12 protein-coding genes are annotated in these 18,657 nt (G+C 62.3%); 4 read left to right on the top strand and 8 right to left on the bottom strand.

The window, feature by feature from the left end; genetic code table 11:
* Positions 1-80: 80 nt before the first annotated feature.
* Together CAG02_RS20285 and CAG02_RS20280 are read right to left on the bottom strand one after the other, a co-directional pair.
* Positions 81-839 carry a tetratricopeptide repeat protein gene (locus CAG02_RS20285; RefSeq protein ID WP_256576926.1) on the bottom strand — a complete coding sequence of 253 codons (759 nt, stop codon included), beginning with the start codon at positions 837-839 and terminating at the stop codon, positions 81-83.
* Positions 840-1,520 (bottom strand): Fe2+-dependent dioxygenase, encoded by a 681-nt coding sequence (locus CAG02_RS20280; protein WP_085711828.1) that lies wholly within the window; start codon positions 1,518-1,520, stop codon positions 840-842. It lies immediately after the preceding gene.
* Between the two features lie 207 nt (positions 1,521-1,727).
* Here CAG02_RS20280 and CAG02_RS20275 point away from each other — a divergent pair, with 207 nt between their 5' ends.
* Both CAG02_RS20275 and CAG02_RS20270 read left to right on the top strand, forming a co-directional pair.
* A complete protein-coding gene (locus CAG02_RS20275) occupies positions 1,728-4,046 on the top strand; it encodes a TonB-dependent siderophore receptor (RefSeq protein ID WP_085711829.1) in 2,319 nt (772 codons plus the stop codon).
* Between the two features lie 132 nt (positions 4,047-4,178).
* Complete coding sequence (locus CAG02_RS20270; RefSeq protein ID WP_085711830.1) at positions 4,179-6,707, top strand: sulfite reductase flavoprotein subunit alpha; 2,529 nt, start codon at positions 4,179-4,181, stop codon at positions 6,705-6,707.
* Between the two features lie 55 nt (positions 6,708-6,762).
* Here CAG02_RS20270 and CAG02_RS20265 read toward each other — a convergent pair whose 3' ends face one another.
* Genes CAG02_RS20265 through ptsP form a run of 4 tightly spaced genes read right to left on the bottom strand, consistent with a single transcriptional unit; the run spans position 6,763 to position 13,911 of the window.
* Positions 6,763-8,304, bottom strand: a complete 1,542-nt coding sequence (locus CAG02_RS20265; protein WP_085711831.1) for an alkaline phosphatase — start codon at positions 8,302-8,304, stop codon at positions 6,763-6,765.
* Positions 8,305-8,363: 59 nt separating this feature from the next.
* Entirely contained in the window at positions 8,364-10,097 is a 1,734-nt protein-coding gene (locus CAG02_RS20260; RefSeq protein ID WP_085711832.1) for a PTS fructose-like transporter subunit IIB, read from the bottom strand.
* 11 nt (positions 10,098-10,108) lie between these two features.
* The gene (pfkB, locus tag CAG02_RS20255) at positions 10,109-11,050 is read right to left on the bottom strand and encodes a 1-phosphofructokinase (RefSeq protein WP_085711833.1); all 942 of its coding nucleotides are present in this window, start codon (positions 11,048-11,050) and stop codon (positions 10,109-10,111) included.
* The gene (gene ptsP / locus CAG02_RS20250; protein ID WP_085711834.1) at positions 11,050-13,911 is read right to left on the bottom strand and encodes a phosphoenolpyruvate--protein phosphotransferase; all 2,862 of its coding nucleotides are present in this window, start codon (positions 13,909-13,911) and stop codon (positions 11,050-11,052) included. Before ptsP ends, pfkB begins: the two co-directional genes overlap by 1 nt.
* A 306-nt stretch (positions 13,912-14,217) precedes the next feature.
* Here ptsP and cra point away from each other — a divergent pair, with 306 nt between their 5' ends.
* Both cra and CAG02_RS20240 read left to right on the top strand, forming a co-directional pair.
* Entirely contained in the window at positions 14,218-15,213 is a 996-nt protein-coding gene (gene cra, locus CAG02_RS20245; protein ID WP_085711835.1) for a catabolite repressor/activator, read from the top strand.
* Positions 15,214-15,216: 3 nt separating this feature from the next.
* Positions 15,217-15,993 carry a TatD family hydrolase gene (locus CAG02_RS20240; protein ID WP_085711836.1) on the top strand — a complete coding sequence of 259 codons (777 nt, stop codon included), beginning with the start codon at positions 15,217-15,219 and terminating at the stop codon, positions 15,991-15,993.
* Here the strand turns inward: CAG02_RS20240 and CAG02_RS20235 are convergent, their stop codons facing one another.
* Complete coding sequence (locus CAG02_RS20235; RefSeq protein ID WP_085711837.1) at positions 15,994-16,383, bottom strand: hypothetical protein; 390 nt, start codon at positions 16,381-16,383, stop codon at positions 15,994-15,996.
* A gap of 153 nt (positions 16,384-16,536) precedes the next feature.
* Positions 16,537-18,567 (bottom strand): methyl-accepting chemotaxis protein, encoded by a 2,031-nt coding sequence (locus CAG02_RS20230; protein ID WP_085711838.1) that lies wholly within the window; start codon positions 18,565-18,567, stop codon positions 16,537-16,539.
* Positions 18,568-18,657: the final 90 nt, after the last annotated feature.

The raw sequence follows: 18,657 nt of genomic DNA, 5'->3' as shown, positions 1-18,657 counted from the left end.
CAACACCATCACTCACCCGCACCACTAGCCGACAACAGCCCAATCAACTGTATAAAAACGACCAGCTGAAGAATAAATAATTACAAACCAGTCAGTTCTGCCAGTCGTAACTTATAAGCATCGGCCATCGCACGGATTTGCGGATGTTGTGCATTCAACAAAGACACACTGGCGACTCGCAGGAAATTCAGATTACCAACGGTCAATGCTTTCTCCAGCCAGACCAGCGCGTCATCGACGCGCCCCTCATCCGCCAGCACCGCCGCATGACTGAACTGCCCGCGAAAATCCCCGCCCTCGGCCGAGCGTCGATACCAGTCACGGGCCGCTGCCGGATTCGCCGGGCACACTTGCCCTTCTTCCAGATAACGACCGAGCAGGTTCATCGACTTGGCATGCCCGGCTTCGGCCGCACGCTGATAAAGCGCCATGGCATGAAGATGATCGACCGCCACCCCGCGCCCGGTCGCCAGCAGATTGGCGAGGTTGTACATCGCCCAGTCCAGCCCGGCATCCGCTGCAACGCGATAATGCCTGGCGGCAACCGCTGCGTCGGCCACGCAACCCCATCCGTGTTCATGGCAACGGCCGAGCATGTTTCGCGCCATCAGATGACCTTGCCCGGCGGCAATTTCAAACCAGCGCAATGCCAGCGGTTGATCCTGAGCAATCCCATGACCATCGAGCAGAATCTGCCCAAGCAACGCCTGCGCTTCCAGCACGCCCTCACCTGCCGCCATCAGAATCGCCTGGGCCGCACGGGCCGGGCTTTCTTCAAGCATCGCGGTGAGGCGTTCGCCATCGAGGACTTCCTCGCGGCGCAAACGAAAGTCCGCCACTTACACCTCGACCCAGCGACGCAACAGGTTGTGATAGGTGCCAGTGAGGCGGATCAACGAAGGATGATCGGGCATGTCCCGAGTCAGTTGCTGGATCGCGCCGTCCATCTCGAACAGCAACGCGCGCTGGCTGTCTTCGCGCACCAGGCTTTGGGTCCAGAAGAACGAGGCATAACGTGCGCCGCGGGTGACCGCGTTGACCTTGTGCAGGCTGGTGCCGGGATACAGAACCATGTCGCCGGCGGGCAGTTTCACGCGCTGGGTGCCGTAGGTGTCCTGGATCTCCAGCTCGCCGCCGTCGTAATCCTCGGGTTCGCTGAAGAACAACGTGGCCGACAGATCGGTGCGCACCCGCTCGATGCTGCCCTTGGGCTGGCGCACAGCATTATCGATGTGAAAATCGAAACTGCCACCCGCCGTGTAGCAGTTGAGTAACGGCGGAAATACTTTGTGCGGCAGCGCCGCCGACATGAACAGCGGATTTTTCCACAGGCGTTCGAGCATCGCGGCGCCGATTTCCTTGGCCAGCGGATGACCTTCCGGCAGTTGCAGATTGTGCTTGGCCTTGGCCGATTGATAGCCGGCGGTGATCTTGCCGTCAGCCCAGTCGGCCTGTTCCAGAGCCTCGCGGATGCGCCGCACTTCGTCTTTCTCGAACAGAGCGGGGATGTGCAGCAGCATGTCGAAGTCACCTGATGGCAAAGAGGCGGCAATGGTATTGATTCTTATTGGCTGTGTAAAACCCGCTAGACGAATGAATCGGCAAAAACCGTAAGGTTAAATTGTAAAGAATGTAAATTCGTCGCGAATAACAATGTTTCGCAATTGATACGAATACCTGTTTACCCTATATTCCGCCGCCTCAAATCCTTGGGGAGGGGAATAAAAATGTCACGTCAACACACACAATTACCCGTCAGCTCACCACGTCTGCTCGCCTCTGCCATCGGCGTCGCACTGACCGCCGGCTCCGCAGGCCACATGGTGTTCGCGGCCGAAAAGACCGACAGCAAAGCCTCCGGCAATGCCATTGCCCTGGACGCCACCGCCATCACCGGCGAAGCCCAGGACTCGACGTCCTATCAGGTCGAGAAGGCCTCCTCGCCCAAGTACACCGCGCCGCTGGTCGACACGCCGCGCTCGGTCACCGTTATTCCGCAACAAGTCCTGAAAGACACCGGCGCCCTGAACATGCAGGATGCGCTGCGCACCGTACCGGGCATCACCTTCGGTGCCGGTGAAGGTGGCAACCCACAGGGCGACCGTCCGTTCATCCGTGGTTTCGACGCCCAGGGCGACACCTACCTCGACGGCGTGCGCGACACCGGTTCCCAGAGCCGCGAGATCTTCGCCGTTGAAAACATCGAAGTCAGCAAGGGCCCGAACTCCGCCATCGGCGGTCGCGGCGCGGCTGGCGGCAGCATCAATCTGGTGAGCAAGAAAGCCCACCTGGGCAACTCGTTCGACGGTGGTTTCACCTGGGGCTCCGACCAGACCCAGCGCTACACCCTGGACGGCAACTACCAGTTCAGCGACACCGCTGCCGGCCGTCTGAACCTGATGAGCCACGAGAGCAATGTCGCCGGTCGCGACAGCGTCGACTACGACCGTTGGGGCATCGCGCCGTCCCTGGCTTTCGGCCTGGGCACCGACACCCGCGTCAACCTCGACTACTACCATCTCGAAAGCAACGACACCCCGGACTCGGGCATCCCGTACACCATCCCGAAGGCCGGCTCGGCGGCACGCACCAAGTCCAACCCGGACAAACCTTACTCGGGTGGCGATCACAGCAACTTCTACGGTCTGGACGGCCGCGACTTCCGCAAGGGCCGCACCGACACCGCGACCTTCGCCATCGAGCACGACCTGAGCGACTCGCTGACCATCAAGAACACCCTGCGTCACGGCACCAGCATGCAGGATTACATCCTGACCCAGCCGGACGACAGCAAGGGCAACGTCAACAACGGCAGCGTCTGGCGTCGTGCGAACACTCGCGTGAGCAATACCGAGACCACCACCAACCAGACTGACCTGTTCGGCAACTTCTACGTTGCAGGCTTCAAGAACAGCTTCTCCACCGGTGTCGAATACACCCGTGAGGAAAGCCGCAAATCCTCGTACAACGTCAACACCGACACCACGCCGCGCACCAGCGCCGCGACCACCAACTGCACCCCGTCGATGATCGGCGCGTCGAGCGGCTACAACTGCACCTCGCTGTCGAACCCGAACCCGAACGATCCGTGGAACGGCGCAATCTCGCGCAACTACGCCGGCACCGACACCCAGTCCGATACCTACGCGCTGTATGTGTTCGACACTCTGGAACTGTCCTCGCAATGGCTGGTGAACATGGGCCTGCGTTACGACCACTTCGAAACCGGCTACCACACCTACACCAACGCGGGCACCACCACCGCCAAAGGCGCTGACACCAGCGAGTTCGTCACCGGTCAGTTCGGCATCGTCTACAAACCGGCAGAGAACGGCAGCATCTATGCGTCCTACGCCACCTCCGCCACGCCACCGGGCAACACCCTCGGCGAAGGCATGGACGGCAACCCGCTGAGCGGCACCACCGATCGCAACGGCAACCTGCTCAAGAGCGACATGGAGCCGGAAACCACCAAGAACTACGAAATCGGTACCAAGTGGGATCTGCTGAATGATCGCCTGTCGCTGACCGCCGACATCTTCCGCACCGAGAAAGAAAACGCTCGTGTCCAGGTTGATACCACCTCGTACGAAAACGCCGGCAAGACTCGTGTACAAGGTATCGAGTTGTCCGCCAGCGGCAAGATCACCGACAAGTGGCAAGTGTTCGCCGGTTACGCCTACATGGACAGCGAACAGGTTGATGGCGGCCCGCTGAACCGTGCCACCGACGGCAACGAACTGCCTAACACGCCGAAAAACAGCGCCAGCCTGTGGACCACTTATCAGGTCACTCCGAAGCTGACCATCGGTGGCGGTGCGTTCTACGTGGATGACGTGTACGGCAGCGTGGCCAACACCACCATGGTCGATTCCTACGTTCGCTACGACGCGATGGCTGCGTACAAGCTGACCAAGAACGTCGACCTGCAATTGAACGTGCAGAACCTGACCAACGAAACCTACTACGACAAAGCCTTCTCGACTCACTTCGCCAACCAGGCGGCGGGCCGTACGGCATTGCTGAGCACCAACTTCCACTTCTGATCGAAGAGGGAAGTCTCAAGCCCCGTTCATTCACTTGAACGGGGCTTTTGTGCGTAATAAAGAACGTTTCTCGATAACCCACGGCATAATGCACGCCGTGAACACCACTTTCGAACGGACAAGGCTAGCGACGTGTTGAAGAAAACCCTGTTCCAGTTGCACTGGTTTTTTGGCATCACTGCCGGGCTGGTGCTGGCCCTGATGGGCATCACCGGCGCTGCCTATTCGTTTCAGGACGAGATCCTGAAAGCCCTCAACCCCTCCGTGTTGCAGGTGGAGAAACAGGTCGCCGGCGTCCTGCCGCCCGCCGATCTGGTGGCGCAGATCGAAGCTGCCTCGGGCAAGAAAGTCTCGATGCTCTCGGTCGAGACCGAAAGCGGCACCGCCGGGCGCGTCTGGTTCACCCCGCCAAAAGGTGAGCGTCGTGGCGAGATGCGTTACTTCGATCCCTACACCGCCGAATTCAAGGGTGAGGCCACCGGCCAGGACTTCTTCGGCCTGATGCTGCAGCTGCACCGGTTCCTCGCCATGGGCGATACCGGCCGCAACATCACCGGTGCCTGCACCTTGATGCTGCTGTTCTTCTGCCTCTCCGGCCTCTATCTGCGCTGGCCGCGCCAGTGGAACAACTGGCGCGTCTGGCTGACCCTGGACTGGAAGAAAAAGGGCCGCAGCTTCAACTGGGACCTGCATTCGGTGTTCGGCACCTGGTGCATGCTGGTTTACCTGCTGCTGGCGCTGACCGGATTGTCCTGGTCCTACGAGTGGTACAACAAAGGCCTGACGAAACTGCTGTCGGATGCGCCGCAAAACGAGCGCGTGCGCGGCGGCCGTGGCCCGGCCCCCGAAGGTCCGGCGCCGACTGCCGATTACGCGGCCATGTGGATCAGCATCTACAGCGCCGCCGGCCCGGGCCTCGCCTCCTACAACATCCGCATGCCGCCAGTGGCTGGCCAACCGGCGACCGTGTTCTACCTGCTCGACAACTCGCCCCACGAGCGTGCGCTGAACCAGATCACCCTGGACCCGGCCACCGGCGTCGTCAAACGGGTCGACCGCTACGCCGACAAGAGCTTCAAGGCGCAATTGCTGACCAGCATTTATGCGCTGCATGTCGGCAGCTATTTCGGTCTGGTCGGGCGAATCATCGTGACCGTCGCGGCGGTATTGATGCCGCTGTTCTTCATCACAGGCTGGCTGTTGTACCTGGATCGCCGACGCAAGAAAAAGCAGATCAAGGATGCCCGTCAGGGTCTCGAACAGCCGGCCGGCGATGGCCCGGCGTGGCTGATCGGTTTCGCCAGCCAGAGCGGTTTTGCCGAGCAACTGGCGTGGCAGACCGCCGGCCAGTTGCAGGCTGCCGGCCTGCCGGTGAAAGTGCAGCCGCTGGCGAATGTCAGCGAACAGGATCTGCAGGAATCGAACAACGCGCTGTTCGTGGTCAGCACCTTCGGCGACGGCGAGGCGCCGGACAGCGCTCGCGGTTTCGAACGCAAAGTGCTGAACCGTGCCTCGGCTCTCGACAACCTCAACTACTCGGTGCTCGGTCTCGGCGACCGTCAGTATCAGCACTTCTGCGGCTTCGCCCGACGCCTGCATCAATGGCTGGGGGAGCATGGCGGCAAGACCCTGTTCGCTCCGGTGGAAGTCGATAGCGGCGACCCATACGCGCTGCGGCACTGGCAGACCCAGCTCGGCCTGATCACCGGCCAGGTGCCGGTCGACACCTGGCAGGCACCGAGCTACGGCAACTGGACGCTGGTCCGCCGCGAGTTGATGAACCCTGACAGCAGCGGTTCACCGGTTTTCCTGCTGGGACTTTCCGCACCGGATACCAGCAGTTGGCTGGCCGGCGATCTGGTGGAAGTGCTGCCGCGCAACTGCCCGTGGGCCATCGAACATTTCCTCGACGGCCTCGGCATTCGCGGCGAAACCAGCGTTAAGGTCAACGGCCTGGAAGAATCGCTGGAAGTGGCCCTCGCCACCCGCCAGTTGCCCGAGCATCGCGCGCATCTGGTGGGCCTGCACGCTCAGGCGCTGGTGGATGCGATGGTGCCGCTGGCGATGCGCGAATACTCGATCGCCTCGATTGCCGCCGACGGCGTGCTGGAACTGATCGTGCGTCAGGAACAACACAGCGACGGCACCCTCGGCATCGGTTCCGGCTGGCTGACCGAGCACGCTCCTGTGGGTGGCAGCATCAGCCTGCGGGTGCGGCGCAACAGCGGGTTCCATCTGCCGAACCAGCCTGTGCCGATGATTCTGCTGGGCAACGGCACCGGCCTTGCCGGACTGCGCAGTCTGCTCAAGGCGCGGATTGCCGATGGGCAGCAGCGCCAATGGCTGTTGTTCGGCGAGCGCAATCGGGAACACGATTTCCTCTGTCGCGCAGAACTCGAAGAGTGGTTGATCAATGGTGATCTGGCGCGTCTGGACCTGGCGTTCTCCCGGGATCAGGCCGAGAAGATCTACGTCCAGGACCGCTTGCGCGAATCGGCTGGCGAACTGAAGAAGTGGCTGGCGGACGGTGCCGTGATCTACATCTGCGGCAGCCTGCAAGGGATGGCGTCAGGCGTCGACCTGGCGCTGCATGACATCCTCGGCGCGGAAGAAGTCGAACGTCTGATCGAACAGGGTCGCTACCGCCGAGACGTTTACTGACCATAAATAACAACTGTGGGAGCAAGTTCGCTCCCACAGTTTGTTTGCGCTGAACTCAGGTCGGCTGCAACTTCTGCTCAAACACCGCCACCCCGTTCAGATCCCGCAACACCACACTCATCTCTCCGCTCTGCCCCTCGATATTCACCTCGCCAAAAAACTGGAATCCGGCAAACGGTGAGGCGTTTTGCGTCGGCGGCGCTTTCTGGAACACCACTTCCGGGCCAAAGGTCTTGTCCAGCGGATTGGGTCCGAAGCTACCGGCATTCAGAGGCCCTGCGACAAACTCCCAGAACGGTTCGAAATCCTGGAACGCCGCGCGATCCGGGTGATAGTGATGGGCTGCGCAGTAATGCACATCCGCTGTCAGGAACACGAAATTGCGCACCTGATGTTTACGTAGAAACCCGAGCAATTCGGCCACTTCCAGTTCGCGCCCCTGAGCCGGGCCGGGGTCGCCGTTGGCCACCGCTTCCCAACGCGGCACGCCGGGGCTGACTTCACCGTCCGGCACGCCAAGACCGATCGGCATGTCGGCCGCGATGACTTTCCACTGGGCTTTCGAGGCCTTCAATCCGCGCTTGAGCCAGTTCAGTTGCTCACGCCCGAGGAACGGTTTTTCCGCACCGAGATTGTCGTCGTTGGCGCCGCGATAGCTGCGCATGTCGAGCACGAACACATCGAGCATCGGCCCGTAACTCAGCTTGCGATAGATCCGCCCGCCACCGTCCGCTGCCTGACGGCGCATCGGCGAATATTCGAGCCAGGCCTGACGCGCGCGCCCGACCAGGGTGTGGATATCTTTTTCCTGATAGCGCTCGTCGAGCTGTTTGCCCGGCGACCAGTTGTTGACCACTTCATGGTCGTCCCACTGCCAGATCTGCGGCACTTCGGCGTTGAAGCGGCGGATGTTTTCATCCATCAGGTTGTAGCGGTAATTACCGCGATAATCGTCGAGGGTCTGGGCGACTTTGCTCTTGGCTTCTGTGGTGAGGTTGCGCCACACGCGGCCACCTTCGGTGGTCAATTGCGCCGGCACCGGGCCGTCGGCGTAGATGGTGTCGCCGCTGTGGATAAAGAAGTCCGGCAGGCGCAAACGCATGGATTCGTAAATGCGCATGCCGCCGATATCCGGGTTGATGCCGAAGCCCTGGCCGACCGTGTCGCCGCTCCAGACGAATCGGATATTGCGTCGCGCCGTCGGTGCGCTGCGCAGATGGCCGAGCCACGGTTCGCTGGCGACGCCGGTCTGGGCGTCCTTGAAATATACGCGATAGAAAATCGCCTGATCGGCGGGCAATCCGGTGAGTTCGACGCGGGCGGTGAAATCGCTGCGGGCATCGGCCAGCGCGGAGATAACGCGTCGCGGATGGCGGAACTGACTGCGGGTGTCCCACTCCACCACCATCCGCGCCGGACGGTCGCTGCGGCTCCAGATCATCGCCCGATCGCCCTGCAGGTCGCCGGACTGCACGCCGTCGGTGAGTTGCGGTCGATCCTTGACCGAAGCAATCACGGCCGGCGCCAGCCCCGGCATCAGCAAACCGGCGCCGACCACTTGCATCACGCGCCGGCGACCGAGGTTGAAATCGCTCATGCTGTTCTCCCTGAAAAAAGGAAAACTTAACCATCACCAGATGAAGCGGGTGTGACACCTCAGGCGTTGGCCGGCTCCAGCGCCAGCTCGACCGCTTCCGGCCGCTTGACCAGCGCATACACCACCGCCGTCAACAAGCTGCCCGCGACGATGGCCAGCAGGTAAAGCAGCGCATGGTTGATCGCGTTCGGAATCGCCAGCACAAACAGGCCACCGTGCGGCGCCATCAGCTTGCAGCCGAAGTACATCGACAGCGCACCGGTCAGCGCACCGCCGGCAATACTCGCCGGGATCACCCGCAACGGGTCTTTCGCGGCAAACGGAATCGCCCCTTCGGAGATAAAGCACAAGCCCAGGACCAACGCCGCTTTACCCGCCTCGCGCTCGGTCTGGGCAAACTTGCGCCGGGCGATGAAGGTGGCGATGCCCAGACCGATCGGCGGCACCATGCCGGCGGCCATGGTCGCGGCCATCGGTGCGTAACTCTGCGAGGCCAGCAGCCCCACCGAGAACGCATACGCAGCCTTGTTGATCGGCCCGCCGAGGTCGACGCACATCATGCCTCCCAGCAACACACCGAGCAGGATTGCGTTGGTGGTGCCCATGCTGTCGAGGAAGTGCGTGAGCGCCGCGAGCATCCCGGCCACCGGTTTGCCGACCACGTAAATCATCACCAGCCCGGTGATCAGGCTGGCGAACAGCGGGATGATCAGAATCGGTTTCAGTGCTTCCAGACTTTGCGGCAACGCCACATAACGACTGATCAGCTTCGCCGCATAACCGGCAATGAAACCGGCGACGATCCCGCCGATGAACCCGGCGCCCAGAGTGCTCGCCAGCAAACCGCCGATCATCCCCGGTGCCAGGCCCGGACGGTCGGCAATCGAGTAGGCGATGTAACCGGCCAGCAACGGCACCATCAATTTGAACGCGGTCTCGCCACCGATCTGCATCAGCGCCGCCGCCAGCGTGCCCTCTTCCTTGAACGCGGTGATGCCGAACACGAACGACAACGCGATCATCAAGCCGCCCGCCACCACCATCGGCAGCATGAACGACACACCCGTCAGCAGGTGTTTGTAGACGCCGGTTTTCTCTTGTTTGGCCGAGGCCTTGCCGTCGCTCGCGGCACTTTCCTGCTTGCCTTCGGCCAGGGCTTTTTTCAGCGTGGCTTCGGATTGCTTCAAGGCGATCCCGGTGCCGCAGCGGTAGATTTTCTTGCCGGCGAAACGCTCAGTGGCGACTTCGATATCGGCCGCCAGCAACACCACGTCGGCCTCGGCAATCGCCGTCGCGCTCAGGGGATTTTTTGCTCCGACCGAACCCTGGGTTTCTACCTGAAACTCATAGCCCAGACGCTTGGCGGTTTGCTGCAACGCTTCGGCGGCCATGAAGGTGTGGGCGACGCCGGTCGGGCATGCGGTGACGGCGACAATGCGCGGCACACGCTGCTCGACGGCAGCCGGGGCGACTTCGCTGGCGACATGGATTTCGGCTTCTTCGGCACCGCGGCGCAGCACCGCTTCGACATCCTGCAGCGCTTGCGCCGGCGCGATGCGGAATACCCGCTTGCCGATGAAACGCGTCATGTCGATATCGCCGGTGGCCACCAGCAACACCCATTCCGCCGCCTCGATAGTGACTGCCGACAACGCGCGTTCCGGATGCGCCGCATCCACCACTTCGACGCTGGTGCTCCAGCCCTGACGCTGGGCCGCGGCATCCAGCAGCCGGGCGCACAGCACACTGGTGACCATGCCGTTCGGGCAGGCCGTGACAATGGCTAACTTCATGACAAACCCTCTTATTGTTCTGTCAGGGGACGCACGCGCACGCCCTGTTCGAGCTGCGTCAGTTGCGCAGCATCGTGAATACCGAAACCGATCTGGGTCACCGCCTGCGCCGCAATCGCCGTGGCCGTGCGCAGGGTTTGCTCCGGCGTATCGGCGCTGAGCAGACCGTGGAGCATGCCGGCCAGCAACGAATCGCCGGCACCGACCGTGCTGGCGACGCTGACCTTCGGCGGCGTGGCATGCAACGCCGAGCCGACGCTGAACCAGTTCACACCGTCGGCACCGTGGGAAATCACCACATGCTCGATGCCTTGAGCGTGCAAACGACTGGCCGCTTCTGCCTCTGCGACGTGGGACAGCACTTCACACCCCAGCGCGTCGGCCAGCTCTTCGGTGTTCGGTTTGATCAGCCACGGGCCGGCCTTGAGTGCGGCGCGCAACGCTTCGCCGCTGGTATCCAGTGCCACCTTCAGGCCCAGGGCTTTCAGGCGCTCGATCAACTCGCGCAACCACTTCGCACTGACCCCGCGCGGCAGACTGCCGGCCACCACCACCGCGTCGTGCCCCGGCGCGATCTGCACCAGACGATCCAGCAACGCCTGTTGCGCCACCACGCCGACCACCGGACCCGGGCCGTTGATGTCGGTGATTCGTCCGTCCTGTTCCGCGACCTTGATATTGCTGCGGGTCTCACCGGGCACACGGATAAAGGCATCCGTGAAACCACGCTTGGCGAACAGGGTTTCGAACGCCTGCAGATTGTCTTCACCGAGAAATCCGCTGACCGTCAGTTGATGCCCCAGATCGGCCAGCACTTGCGCGACGTTGACGCCCTTGCCGGCGGCATGGGTGTGCATCTCGTCGCTACGATTGACCTGACCGGGTTCCAGACGCGGCAACTGCACCGTGAGGTCCAGCGCCGGGTTGAGGGTCAGGGTAAGAATCTTGGCCATTACAGGGCCTCCACTAATGCGCGCACTTCGTTGGCGCTGCCCACGGCCAGGGCTTGTTGAGCAAGGGTTTGCGTCCGGGTCAGGCTGAGTTCGCGGATGCGCGCCTTGACCTCGGCGATGCTGCGTCCGGAGACGCTCAATTCATCCACACCGAGGCCGACCAGCACCGGCACCGCCAGCGGATCCGCTGCCAGCTCGCCGCAGACGCCGACCCATTTGCCGTGGGCATGGGCCGCGCGCACGGTGATGTCGATCAGTTGCAGCACCGCCGGGTGCAGGCCGTCCGCCTGGGCGGACAGGGTCGGATGACCACGGTCGATGGCCAGGGTGTACTGGGTCAAGTCGTTGGTGCCGACGCTGAAAAAATCCACTTCCTTGGCCAGCACCGGCGCCAGCAACGCGGCGGATGGCACTTCGATCATGATCCCCAGTTGCAGGTCGGCGACCGGGATTTCCAGGCGCAGGCGTTCGGTCATGTCCCGGGCCTGACGCCACTCTTCGACGCTGCCGACCATCGGGAACATGATGCGCAGCGGACGGTTGTCCGCCGAACGCAGCAAGGCGCGCAACTGCGCTTCCATGATCTGCGGACGCTGCAAGGTCAGGCGAATCCCGCGCACTCCGAGGAAGGGGTTTTCTTCCTTGGCAATCGGCCAATACGGCAGCGGTTTGTCGCCGCCGACGTCGAGGGTGCGCACCACCAGCGGCCGACCGGCGAGACCATCGAGGACGCGGCGGTATTCGGCCTCCTGAGTCGCCTCGTCCGGCGCCTGCGGGTGGGCCATGAAAATCAGCTCGGTGCGCAGCAGACCGATGCCTTCGGCGCCCTGCTCGACTGCACTGGCGACGCCGGCGCTCTCGCCGATGTTGGCGAACACTTCCACGGCGTGGCCGTCGGTGGTGTGCGCCGGTTGATGGCGTTGTTCGGCGGCGGCTTTCAGGCGTTGTTCACGGGTGTCGCGTTCTTCGGCGGCGCGTTGCAGGGTCGCGGCATCCGCATCGACATGCAGGCGACCGCGCTGGCCGTCGAGCAGTAACGGCGTGCCCGGTTTCAGCAGCAACACCGCTGCGCCCGCACCGACCAGTGCCGGAATGCCCAGCGCACGAGCCACAATGGCACTGTGAGCGGTGGCGCCACCACGGGCGGTGAGAATCCCCGCGACCCGCGCCGGATCAAGCCGCGCGACGTCGGACGGACCGACTTCATCCATCACCAGAATGTACGGTTGCTCAGGCTCGGCAGGCGTCTGCACGCCGCACAGTTGCGCCAGCACCCGTCGCCCGATATCACGCAGATCGGCAGCACGTTCGGCGAGCAAGGCGTCCTGCAGGGATTCCTGTTGTTTTGCGGCGGCTTCGATCACGGCCATCCACGCTGCCTCGGCGCTTTCGCCTTGCTTGAGGCGGGTGTCGACTTCATCGGTGAGTTCCGGGTCGTCGAGCATTTCCTGATGGGTGATGAAAATCTCGCGGATCGCCTTGGCCTTGCTGCGTTCGATTAAACCTTGAATGTCCTGACGTACTTCGGCCAATGCGTTTTTCAAACGTTCGCGCTCGATGGCGGCAGACTCACCACGCAACGGGTAATCGATGGTTTGCTGGACCTGAATGTGCGCCGGGCCGATGGCGATGCCGGGCGCGGCGGGAATCGCTTGCAGCAGGCTGCCGGAGGCCGGGGCGCTCACGACTTCGGCGATGTCGGCGATGACTTCGCGCTGCTGACTGACTGCCGGCAACGGTTCGACTTCTTCGCCGAGGCCTTCTTCGATAGCGGCGAGCAAGGCCGGCAAGGCATCGGCGGCAATGCTCGGTTCGGCGATGATTTCCAGCACCTGGCCGCGACGGGCGCCGAGGCTCAGCAGTTTGCTCAGGCTTTTCACCGACACGGCGCTGTCCTGACCGTCGACGATGCGGACACGGATTTCACCGTCAAAGCTCTTCGCCAGTTGCGCGAGGATCTTCGCCGGCCGCGCATGCAGACCATGGGCGTTGGCCAGCGCAATCCGCGCACTCGGCCAGTCGGCCGGCAATTCGCCGCCGAGCACTTCGAGGACTTTGCGGCTGCTGGTGGCACGGCCCAGTTCATGGCCGCGACCTTCGATCAGCAGCGCGCACAAACGCTCGAGCAACGCTTGATGCGCTTCACCGAGGCTGGCCAGGCAAAACAGACCGCTGAGGGGCTGGCCGAGGTAACGCATCGGTTTGTCCGGGGTGACGAACGCCAGGCCCGGACGCTTCACGGTCTGCTCGCTGTGCAGCCACCACAGGCCATCGCCCAGCGGCAGCGCTTCGACTTGCTGCAACACCCCGGCAAAACCGTTGCTCACGCAATCGGCCTGACGCAGCAGACGCGCACCGCGCCAGACCAGCTCTTCGAAATCGTCGGCAGATACGCCGAGGCCGATCATCTGCGCATCCAGCGCCAGCTCCTGTGGCGCGCCCTGCAGCAGTTTCAGCAACGCTTCGGGCGAACTGGCGCGGCGCAGGGCCTGGCCCAGATCAGTCTCGCCGAGGGCACGGGTCAGCAGTTGCAGCAGGCGCAGGTGTTCGTCGGATTTGGCCGCGATGCCGATGGCCAGATAGACAATCTGGCCGTCGCCCCAGCCCACACCGTCGGGAAACTGCATCAGCCGCACGCCGGTGGCAAATACCTGATCGCGGGTTTCGGGCGTGCCATGGGGGATTGCAATCCCCTGACCGAGAAAGGTCGAGCCCTGGGCTTCCCGCGCCTGCAAGCCGGCCAGGTAACCGTCGGCGACCAGACCGTCAGCGACCAGATGATTGGCCAGCAATTGCAGGGCGGCGGGTTTATCCACAGCCGATTGGCCCATGGATATCTGCTCTACAGTGAGCTCGAGCATGCGATCTCCTTTTTGACGCGTTGGTGCGCCAGGTATTGTTTTGAATGGTTGCAGCTTAGGCGCTTGTAGGCTTCCCTTTCAGGAGGCAGTTTTGGCGGTTTCACGGCAGAACCGGCCAAAGGCGTCTAAAACGTAGAAAATACGCTTGCTGAAACGTTTAATCTAGATTGATCGGCACGTTACTCGATAATGTCTCATCCTTGAAGTCCAACTTGTCGGATGCGCTGCGACAATGGTCGCCTGCCTGAATCGGGTAGGATTGGCGAAAATGTGGCGGCAAGCTCGAAAAAACAAGGAAATCCCGGGTTGAAACTCAGTGATATCGCGCGGTTGGCCGGAGTGTCCGTGACCACCGCCAGCTACGTCATCAACGGCAAGGCCGAACAGCAACGCATCAGCACCGCAACCGTCGAGCGGGTACGGGCGGTGGTCGATCAGCACGGCTTTACTCCCAATCCACAGGCGGCCGGGCTGCGCAGCCGGCACACCCGGACCCTGGGTTTTATCCTGCCGGATCTGGAAAACCCCAGCTACGCGCGGATCGCCAAGTTGCTGGAACAAGGCGCCCGGGCGCGCGGTTATCAGTTGCTGATCGCCAGCTCCGACGATGCACCGGACAGCGAACGGCAACTGCTGCAACTGTTCCGCGCCCGACGCTGCGATGCGTTGATCGTCGCCAGTTGCCTGCCAGCCGGTGACGACAGCTACCGCCAGTTGCAGGCCAAGGGCTTGCCGGTCATCGCCATCGACCGGGTGATGGACCCCGAGCATTTCTGCTCGGTGGTCAGCGACGACCGCGAAGCCAGCCTGCACCTGACCGAAAGCCTGCTCGACCCGCAGCCGAAACAGATCGTGCTGCTGGGCGCCCGCCCGGAACTGAGCATCAGCCAGGAACGTGCCGCCGGGTTCAAACAGGCCCTCGCCGGCTTCAAGGGCGAAGTGCTGGTCGAGCACGCCGAGTCCTTCAGCCGCGAGTGCGGCAAGCAATTGATGGAAGAACTCCTGCAACGCCTCGGGCACTTGCCGGATGCGCTGGTGACCACGTCCTACGTACTGCTGCAGGGCGTGTTCGATGCGCTGCATGACTTCCCGCTGAAAAACCGCCCGTTGCGTCTCGGCACGTTTGGCGACACCCAGTTGCTGGACTTCCTGCCGCTGCCGGTCAACGCCATGGCCCAGCAGCACCAGTTGATCGCCGACAAGGCCCTGGCACTGGCGCTGGCGGCGGTCGAGCAATCGGACTACCAGCCTGGCGTGCAGGCCATCGCCCGTACCTTCAAGCAGCGTATTCACCGGGACTGAGCCGTGGAGCTGATCGACAGCCACACCCATCTGGACTTTCCCGACTTCGACGCCGACCGTGCGGCGTTGATGGCCGAAAGCCGCGCCCTCGGGGTGCGGCGGATGGTGGTGCTGGGGGTTTATGAAGGCAACTGGCAGCGGGTTTGGGATCTGGTGCAAAGCGATCCCGAGCTGCACGCAGCTTTGGGCTTGCACCCGGTGTATCTCGATCAGCATCGGCCAGAGGATTTGCTTGCACTGGGCGACTGGCTGACACGGCTGCGCGGTCATCGACAACTGTGCGCCGTCGGCGAAATCGGACTGGACTACTTCATCGCAACCCTCGACCGCGAACGCCAGCAGGCGCTGTTCGACGCGCAACTGCAACTGGCAGCGGATTTCGAGTTACCGGCGTTGATTCATGTGCGGCGCAGCCACGCGGCGGTGATTGCCACGCTCAAGCGCTTCAAGCTAAAGCGCGGAGGCATCATCCACGCCTTTGCCGGCAGCCGTGAAGAAGCGCAGGAATACATCAAACTCGGTTTCAAACTGGGTCTCGGCGGCGCGCCGACCTGGCCCCAGGCCTTGCGTATGCATCGAGTACTGTCGGATTTACCGCTGGGCTCGGTGGTGCTGGAAACCGACTCACCGGACATGGCGCCCGCCATGTACCCCGGCGTGCGCAACACACCGGCGCATCTGCCGGCGATCTGCAACGCGCTGGCGGGATTGATGAATATCAGTGCAGAACAACTCGCCGAGGCCAGCACCGCCAACTGCTGCGAAGTATTCGGCTGGTAGTCAGTCGACGTGAGCCTTGGCCGCATCGAGAATCAAGGTCATGTGCTGACGGTGGCGAACAAAACGTGCCAGCGCGAAGTACACGAAAATCACGATCAGTGAAGCATTCAACTGTTCAGTCACACTGAGCAGTCCCACCCATTCCATCACCAGCGCCACCAGCAACGCGGTACACACCGTCACCGATGCACTGAAGCGTAACCAGCCCAGCGAATCGAGGGACTTGAAGCGTCTGATCTGTTTCGGGCAGCGCAGCTCCAGGGTTTTCTGGCAGTGAGCGCAGGTGAACGGTTCATTGATCGCGATGGCATTCAGTTGCCAGGGTTTGAGCAGCAGCGTGGTCTGGCAATGGGCACAGCGGCCCTGGACTCCCAGGGTTGCAACAGACATGTGTGGCCTCCTCCAAACGGTCAGTTGATGTGATCTTGATCCATTGAAGACGAAAAATCAGAGCCCGGAGGAAATCAGGAAATTGCTTACAAACGTAAGCAAAGAAGTACTACAAATTATTCCGACATACCTGCCTCCGGAGAGGCAGGCTGCTTAAACCCGGAAGGCGCTGATCAACTGCTTCAACTCAACCACCTGCGCCGACAGGGCCCGACTGGCGTTTTCGGTCTGACAGGCACCTTCGGCCGTGCGCTCGCCGGCGCGGTTAATCTCAACGATGTTCTGGTCGATGTCATGGGCGACGGCCGTCTGCTGCTCCACGGCAGCGGCGATCTGCTGGTTCTGATCGACGATCATGCCGACCGCACCGAGGATGTTTTCCAGCGCCTGCTGGACCTTTTCCGACTGTCCGACGGTGCCGCTGGCCATCGAATGACTGACGCCCATGGCCTTCACCGCCGCGCCGACCCCACCGTGCAGCTTGGCGATCATCTGCTCGATTTCTTCGGTCGATTGCTGGGTGCGTTTGGCCAGCGTCCGTACTTCGTCCGCCACCACCGCAAAGCCCCGGCCCTGCTCACCGGCCCGCGCCGCCTCGATCGCCGCGTTGAGGGCCAGCAGATTGGTCTGCTCGGCAATGCTTTTGATCACCTCCAGCACGCTGCTGATCGACTGGCTGTCGCTGGCCAACTGATTGATCACCCGCACCGACTGATCGATCTCACTGGCCAGTGCCGCGATGCTGCCCTGCTGCGACTCCACCAGGCCACGTCCGCTGATGGTTTCGTCATTGACGCTGTGGGCGCTGCTCACCGCAGCCGCCGCACTGCGCGCAACTTCCTGCGAGGTCGCCGACATCTGGTTCATGGCCGTGGCCACCTGTTCGATCTGGGTACGTTGCCCGGCCACGGCCTGGTTGCTCTGCGCCGAGACATCTTCCACTTGTCCGGCCTGACGCTCGACTTCGCCGACCGTATGGCCGACCCGCTCGATCAGGTCGTGGATCTTGCGCACCGTGCCATTGAACACCTCGCCCAGCTCGCCCAGTTCATCGCGGCTATGGGCCACGAAGTTGACCGTCATGTCCCCGGCCGCGACTTTGTCCATCATCGCGCCAAGGCGTTTTAGCGTATTGCGGGTCGAGGCGTAGAAACCGCCATAGAGGTAGAAAATCAGCACGAACACCACCGACAGCGCCACGGCCTGCAACACCATGTGCGTGCGGTTCTGCGTCAGGCGTTGCTGTAATTGGGTATCGAGGAATTTCAGAGTGGCTTCGTTGAGCTGATACGTGCGGTCCATCAGCCCGGTGACCTGATCGTAAAAAGCCTGCCACGGCGCATCGAGGGTCTCGGCAACCACCACTTGCTCTTCGAAGATTTCGCTGGCCTGCTTCAGCGTGGCCTTGCTGGCGTCGGCCGCCGCACTCAGCGAATCCCGCGCGGCCTTGCTCGAGCCCAGCGCGTCCTGCAGTTTCAGCCCGTACTCGCCCTGAAGCTTTTCGATCTGTGCCAGCAGCTCATCGAAGCGGGTGCTGGAGGAACTGTTGAGAAAACCCTGCCCCAACGAAAAAGAGCCCATGGCCCGGCCTTCGCCGAGGGTCTGGGTGATGGCTGGCGTGATGGCTGTGACCAGTTCACTGAGCTGGCGGATGTCGCTCTGGTTGTCGCGGCTCAGGCCGGCCTGGCTGGCGACGATCTGGCTGAAAATCTGCGCACTGCCCAGCAGTTTGCCGATCAGCGCGCTTTTGCTTTGCAGAGAGTTCTCCGCTTGCTGGGCCTTGAACGCGGCAATCATTTCATCGCGCTTGGCATCGAAGACCTTGATTTGCTCCGGGTCCTCGGTCATGGCCGTCAGCCCTTGCAGGCGCGCCAGAACGTTTTGCTCGAGGCTGGTGATTTGCGATTCGACATTGCCGGCCTTGCCCGACTGACCGAGGGTGACGTTGATCTGCACCAGGTTGTTGAGGGTTTCCAGATCCCGACGCAGGGTCAGGCTGCTGCCCAGCAGGTCGAGGCTTTGCAACTCCACCCGGGTGCCCTGGAATTCGCGATAGGAATCGCGCACCAGATAGAAGTTGGTCACCAGCATCGGTACCAGGAACAGCACGCTGATCAGGCTGAACTTCATGCCGAAGCTCAGGCGGTTCATCAGCGAGACGGCGGGATAGAGCAAGCTCTTCACTGGAAGTCTCCCTTGGTTTTTTCTTGTTTTTATTGGCAGGCGCGGGGCGACAGCAGATAGCCACTATCGGGCGCTATCTCTGTATAGCTC

Source organism: Pseudomonas sp. R43(2017), from assembly GCF_002112345.1.
Classification (GTDB): domain Bacteria; phylum Pseudomonadota; class Gammaproteobacteria; order Pseudomonadales; family Pseudomonadaceae; genus Aquipseudomonas; species Aquipseudomonas kribbensis.
This window is presented reverse-complemented; position numbering and strand designations above follow the sequence as displayed.